Raw genomic sequence first — 6,155 nt, forward strand, 5'->3', positions numbered from 1 at the left:
CTCTGCGGGGCGAGCGAGGAGGTCCGGGCCCTGTCGCTGCGCCTGCACACCGCGGCCCTGGGGGAGGCACACCCGGCGTTCGCCGAACGCCTGGTGATGGCCGACGCATACGAGGAGACCGTCCTCCTCCACGACCGCCTCCAGACCCGCCTTGAGGACGTGCTCGGCGACCAGCGCCGCCGGCAGGCCGACTACGACGACCTCCTCGCCCGCCACGAGACGACGACGCAGGCCCTGGCCACCACCGAGGACGAACTGCGCACCCAGCGACAGCACCACCAGGAAGAAACCTCCCACCTGAACACCCTCCTCCAGGAGCAGCAGGACGCCCACCAACGCGACCGCACCGCCCTCGACGCCCAGCTCGGCCGGGCCCGAGCCGACCACCAGGACCAGTTGCGCGCCCGGGAACAGGAGGAAGCACGCCTGCGCCAAGAGCTGCTCGCGCAGGAGGACAAGATCCGCTCTTTCCGCGGCCTGCTGGAGGACTCGGCCGCCGAGGCGAGTGCCCTGAGGCAGGAACGCGACCGGCTCCGTATGGAGTGCGCCCGGCTGCGCGAGGACCTGGTGGGCCTTCAAGTGGAACTTGCGGCAGCTGAAGCCGGCCGGGACAACCCCGCCGACGGCGACGGGGTGCTCGCCCCGGCGCTGCTGGCCGTCGGTGAGGTCCTCGACCGCCACCCCGCCCCACAGGAGAGCGGCGAAGCAGCAGGCCGGCCGCGGGTTGCCAGGGCCGCAACCCAGCACAGCAACCCCGCGGCACCGTCGGTGCCAGCCCAGCCGGAGCCGGACTCGACACCCCAAGCCGACAGGCTGAAACGGGCATCCGTCGGCGTCGTCGCGGTCGCTCTGATCCTTTTGCTGACGGGGCCGTTCCTGCACACCGGCGGCCCCATGGCGGACTCCCGCCCGACAGCCGCCGGATGGTGGTGCATCGCAAGCGGCGTCGTCCTGCTCCTGACCGGACTCATCCTCATGACCGTGCGCGACGTGAAGAACACCCCCGCCGCCACCGCCGACCCGGACGAACCTTACGACTACACGTACAACTTCCCACCGATGGTCTGAGCGACCCTGAGGCCACGGTCGGCACCAGCAGCTTGCGACATCAGCCGCCGGCCGGGACCGGTCCCTGCACAGCACGGCCGGAAGGGACGCGCCGGAGGTTCTGCGCCGACTGCGGGCCGGACCTTGACCCGTCTGGACGCCGACAGCGGATCACCCCCGGGTGCTCACCAAGGGTGGGAGAGTGGGCGGATGCTGCGTGGGTGAGCCGGCGGGTGTACGGATCGGACCCGGATGACCCTGACACGGGCCCGGTGCCGGGCCGCGTCTACGTGGAGCTGGTGGGCGGCCCGCTGGACGGCCAGCTGCTCGACGTGAGCGGCTGGAGTCCGCTGGAGATGGCGGACGGCGCCCTGCTGATGTCGGAGCGGGGGGCGTTCGGGCCGGGTGGCCGCAGCGCGTACGAGCCGGCCGAGGCCGATGGTGTCTACCCCGGCCGGTTCGGGTGGCGGGGCGACGTCCCGTAGCGAAGCAGGGCCTCGGGGGCGGCTCAGGTGTGGGGGAGCGCCTCGATGGCGGCCCCCGCGATCTGTTGGGCGGCTTGGCTGCGCGGACGTTGCAGGCGGTGAGGATGCCGCCGGCCTCACCCGGGCCTGGCCGCTGCTCGCGGCGCGCATGGCCACCGTCGCCCGCGGCTCGGCGGGGGAGCAGGGGCTGCGCGAGCGGCTGAAGGCCGGGCTGACCGACAATGCCGGGCGGCGGGGGCCGCCCGGCGTCCCGGCCCCCGCTTCTCCGCCACTGCCGCCCGCTCCCGCTCCGCTCCACCACGATCCCGGCCGGGGCCGCGCCGGGGCAGGCCGCCCCTGCGGAGCCCGCGCATTGTCAGCCGCAGGCGTCGACCCGCCGCCAGGGCGGGCCCGGTAGGAGGGGGCGGCCCCGGGCGGCCGGGTCCGTCTTGCCAGCCGGTCGCGTCGGCGGCGACCGCACGGATCTTTCCGCAGCGGCCTCAACGACCCTGACAAAACCTCCGTGGCCGTCCTGGTCGAAGGCGGCTACGGGGTCGTCCGCCGTGACACCAGCCGCAACGAGCACACGGTGACCATGGCGACCATCAGCAACGACATCGCCCGCGGCCTCACGATCTGGATGGCCGCCCGTGACTGCTCGGGCCGGCCGGCCATGTCGGTCAGCGAGTTCTGAAGCACGGCCTGGGGGTCCGCGTGTGGCCGGCGGTGGCGGGTGGTTGGTCGGCGGGGGTCAGAGCCAGCCGTTCTGGGTGGCTTTGATTCCGGCTTCGAAGCGGCTGGTGGCGTTGAGCCGTTCCATGATCGAGGCCATGTGGCGGCCGACGGTGCGGGAGGAGATGCCCAGGCGTTGGCCGGCGGCGTCGTCGGTGAGGCCGGTGCCGAGCAGGCGCAGGAGTTCGCGTTCGGTGGCCGATAGGCCGGTCTGTGGGTCGTCGGGGGTGGTGGCGCCGAGGGGGACGGCGGTGTTCCAGGCTTGTTCGTAGAGGTCGAGCAGGGCGGCGAGGATGCCGGGTTCGGTGACGTGGAGGGCGCCCTTGCGGTGGTCGTCGGGGTCGATGGGGACGAGGGCTTCACGGCGGTCGGCGATGACGATGCGCTGGGGGATGGTGGGGGCGGTGCGGACTTCGCCGCCTTGGCTGAGGAGCCAGTGGGCGTAGTTGGCGACGTGGGGCTGGTGTCGGGTGGAGTCCTGGTAGATGGTGCGGATGGTGACGCCCCGGGCGAGGGCGCCGGCATCGCCGGGGCGGGAGGCGTTCAGGTCTTCGGGGCGCTGGTTGCCGGGCTGGCTGCTGAGCGCCTCTCGGGTGGTGGTGCGGCTCATCTGCTCCAGGCGGTGGTGGACGGCGTCCATGCCGAGGAGGCGCTCGCCGTGGGCGGCGTGGTGCTCGGCGCGTTCGGCCACCAGGCGGGTGACGGTGGCGCGGGAGGCGGCGAGGGCGGCTTGGCGGGCGGCGAGATCGGCCTCTTGGCGGGCGAGCATGTCCGCGAGCCCGACGGCGGGATCGACCGCGCGCATCCGGCCCGGGTGTTCGGATGAGGCGCGTACGAGCATCAGGTGGCCGAGCTCGTCGAGGCAGTCGTGGACCTGTGTGGTGGTGAGCCCGCAGCGTCCGGCCATCGCTTCGATGTCGTCCGCGGGGTGGTCGAGCAGGGACTGGTAGACCCGTCCGGCGCGGGCGGTCAGTCCAAGCGCCTCCAGCATGTTTCTTCCCCCTGATTGTGGTGGTGCGCGAGCTCCGGCGCGTGTGACGGCACACGGAGCGGCAAGATCATTTCACCGGCTCGCACCACTCACAAGTTCGAACGTGCGCCTCCGGATGACGGCCCGCACTACCCGCCCTGACGGGGGCTCGGTGCCCGGGGGTCGCGCGCCCGTACCGGCACGGCCGCAGGCGCGCGCGGCCGGGCCGGCCCCACCCGGAGCCGACCGTCCGCGTTCGTCCGCATCGGGGCCTTCCATGGCAAAGGAGTCCCGCGCTCCGGCTTCCGGTGTCCGCTTGCGACCCGGTTCGGGGCGCCGATCGACGGCAATGGATTGACGTGCACATGGTCATCTGTCCGGAGTCGGACAGGCCGATAGGCGACACCTCAAAGGCCTTCCGAGCTCAATTGCGAGCGGCGAAGCTAGTGATCGCCGCCAGGGAAACCAGCCAGGTGGCAACCGGAGGGACGTCAACCGCGGGACGCACCGACCGGCCTACTTCGCCCGTATCACCGACAGTTGAGGAATCCGATCGTGACCCGCACTCGAATCGCCAAGGCCGCCGCGGTCATCGCCGTCTCGCTGGGCGCCCTGCTCACCGCCCCCGCAGCCCTCACCGCCCCCGCAGCCCTCGCCGCTCCGGCAGACACCCAGCCCACGGTCGTCACCGCCAGCTTCGGGTGGGGCGGCTGACAGGCCGATGGACATCATCTACGCCTCCCTCCACCGCAGGGACACCGGCGGGCTGCTCCCGGCCGGTGAGGCGGATGAAGTCCGCGGCGCCCTGTGGGCCCACGCCCGCCCCGACGATGCCCTCCAGCACATCACCGTCCGCAGCGAATCCGAGCGTGTCGACCTGCTGGTCTACCTCACCCTCAGCACCGCCGACCACACCGAAGGCGCGCTGCAACGGGTTCACCACCTGCTCTCCCGGGTCCACCAGGCCTCGCCCCTGATGCGCCGGCGCTACCTTCCGCCGGCTTCACCCGGCCGCTGAACTCCCAGCCGGGCCCACGGATCACTCCCGGCCCGCCCAGGTCCGCCAGCGTATGGACCGCTGCTCCCGCCGGCTTGCCGTCCGCCCACGCGCAGCCGGCCCCCACCACGTCCCCGGCACCTTCTGCCGTCACCCCTCGAACCGCCATGAGGAACTCCGCCATGCCCAAGGTCTCCAAGCTCGTCCGCCTCACCCTGGCCGCCGCCATCGCCGCATCAGGCGCCATCGCCACCACCACCATCACCGCCACCAGCGCCCACGCGGCAGCCGCCACCTCCACCGTCGGTGGCCAGATCACCCGCAGCGAGGTCCTTCAGCGGGCGCAGTACTGGCTGGGCAAGTCGATCGGCTACAACCAGGGCGGCAGCTACCCGGATTCCAGCGGCCGCAACTACCGCACCGACTGCTCAGGCTATGTGTCGATGGCCTGGCACCTGTCCTACAGCCCCGACACCAGGGCGATCTGGGACGCCGAGACCTACGAGATACCGCGCAGCGACCTGCGGCCGGGCGATGTCCTCGACAGCTACAACGACCACGTCATCCTGTTCGAGAAGTGGGACGACGCCGCGCACACCAAGTTCTCATACTACTCCTTCGGCTCGACGCCCGTGAGCCACGTCCAGGGGATGTCCATCGACGCATCCCGCATCGACGGCCACGCCAACGGCGACTACCACGCGCGGCGCTACAAGAAGATCGTCGACGACGTCCAGACCCGGCCGAGCAAGGTCGGCGTCTACCACCCCGCCAACCAGACCTACTACGAGGGTGACAACGCGGGCTCCACCCTCGGCTCGGCGATGTTCGGCAACCCCGGATGGAAGCCGATCGTCGGGGACTGGAACAAGGACGGCGTCGACAGCATCGGAGCCTACGACCCCGACACCGCCACCTTCTACGAGAGCAACGACAACACCAACGTCTCGGGCTCGGTGAAGTTCGGCAACCCCGGCTGGACGCTGCTCGCGGGTGACTGGAACGGAGACGGCGTCGACAGTGTCGGCGCCTACGACCCCGCCACCGGCACCTTCTACCTGAGCAACGACAACAGCACCGTCGCAGTGAAGACCACCTTCGGCAACCCCGGATGGATCCCGATCGTGGGCGACTGGAACAAGGACGGCGTCGACAGCATCGGCGCCTACGACCCCAGCACCGGGACGTTCTACGAGAGCAACGACAACGTCAACGTCTCGGGCTCGGTGAAGTTCGGCAACTCGGGCTGGCTCCCCATCGTCGGCGACTGGAACAACGACGGTGTCACCAGCATCGGCGCGTTCGACCCGAACACCGCCACCTTCTACCTGAGCAACGACAACAGCACCGTCGCCACCAGCTTCGTCTACGGAACCCCGGGCGACATCCCGATCACCGGCCGCTGGTAACACCCCCCGCACCCCCAGCCGACCGACACGAAAGGGAGTCAACCCCGCATGCCGAAGAACAAGCCGACCACCCGTCACACCCGCCCGCTCCTCACCCTCGCCATCAGCGTGGCCGCCCTGACGGCCGCCTCCCAAGGCCTGGCCCACGCCGCGTCCGTGAGCACCTGGGACAAGGTCGCCCAGTGCGAAAGCACCGGAAACTGGACCGTCGTGTCCGCAAACGGCCTCTACTACGGTGGCCTGCAGATCTCCCTGCCCACCTGGAAGGCCTACGGCGGCACCACCTACGCATCCCGACCCGACCTCGCCACCAAGAAGCAGCAGATCCTCATAGCCGAGAAGATCCTCGCCGGCCAGGGCGCCGGAGCCTGGACCTGCGCCCCGGGCACCGGACTCTCCACCGACCACACCAAGCCCTACGCTGACAGCATCGGCGCCTACGACCCCAACACCGCCACCTTCTACGAGAGCAACGACAACGTCAACGTGTCGGGCTCGGCGAGGTTCGGCAACCCCGGCTGGCTCCCGCTCGCGGG

The 6,155-nt window shown here is 71.0% G+C and carries 6 protein-coding genes and 2 pseudogenes; 7 read left to right on the plus strand and 1 reads right to left on the minus strand.

Features of this window, described 5'->3' with window-relative positions:
• From WDV06_RS35825 to WDV06_RS35835, 3 genes and pseudogenes are all read left to right on the plus strand, one after another.
• Positions 1-1,068: pseudogene (locus WDV06_RS35825) on the plus strand (hypothetical protein); the annotation flags it as partial.
• Between the two features lie 200 nt (positions 1,069-1,268).
• Positions 1,269-1,532 carry a hypothetical protein gene (locus WDV06_RS35830; protein ID WP_395513997.1) on the plus strand — a complete coding sequence of 88 codons (264 nt, stop codon included), beginning with the start codon at positions 1,269-1,271 and terminating at the stop codon, positions 1,530-1,532.
• Between the two features lie 472 nt (positions 1,533-2,004).
• Positions 2,005-2,205 (plus strand): annotated as a pseudogene (locus tag WDV06_RS35835) (hypothetical protein); the annotation flags it as partial.
• 57 nt (positions 2,206-2,262) lie between these two features.
• Here WDV06_RS35835 and WDV06_RS35840 read toward each other — a convergent pair.
• Positions 2,263-3,234: a LuxR C-terminal-related transcriptional regulator gene (locus WDV06_RS35840; protein WP_395513998.1), complete on the minus strand. Its 972-nt coding sequence runs from the start codon at positions 3,232-3,234 to the stop codon at positions 2,263-2,265.
• 534 nt (positions 3,235-3,768) lie between these two features.
• On the opposite strand from WDV06_RS35840, the gene WDV06_RS35845 reads away from it, so the two are divergent.
• The 4 genes from WDV06_RS35845 to WDV06_RS35860 all read left to right on the plus strand — a co-directional run.
• On the plus strand, positions 3,769-3,927 hold the full coding sequence (locus WDV06_RS35845; RefSeq protein WP_395513999.1) for a hypothetical protein: 159 nt from the start codon (positions 3,769-3,771) through the stop codon (positions 3,925-3,927).
• A 7-nt stretch (positions 3,928-3,934) separates the two neighbouring features.
• Positions 3,935-4,231 (plus strand): hypothetical protein, encoded by a 297-nt coding sequence (locus tag WDV06_RS35850; RefSeq protein ID WP_387268716.1) that lies wholly within the window; start codon positions 3,935-3,937, stop codon positions 4,229-4,231.
• Positions 4,232-4,392: 161 nt separating this feature from the next.
• Positions 4,393-5,619: an NlpC/P60 family protein gene (locus WDV06_RS35855; RefSeq protein ID WP_395514000.1), complete on the plus strand. Its 1,227-nt coding sequence runs from the start codon at positions 4,393-4,395 to the stop codon at positions 5,617-5,619.
• A 48-nt stretch (positions 5,620-5,667) separates the two neighbouring features.
• Positions 5,668-6,155 (plus strand): transglycosylase family protein (locus WDV06_RS35860; RefSeq protein ID WP_395514001.1); only part of this gene is annotated, 488 nt, incomplete at its 3' end.

This window comes from Streptomyces racemochromogenes (assembly GCF_044129415.1).
GTDB lineage: Bacteria > Actinomycetota > Actinomycetes > Streptomycetales > Streptomycetaceae > Streptomyces > Streptomyces racemochromogenes_A.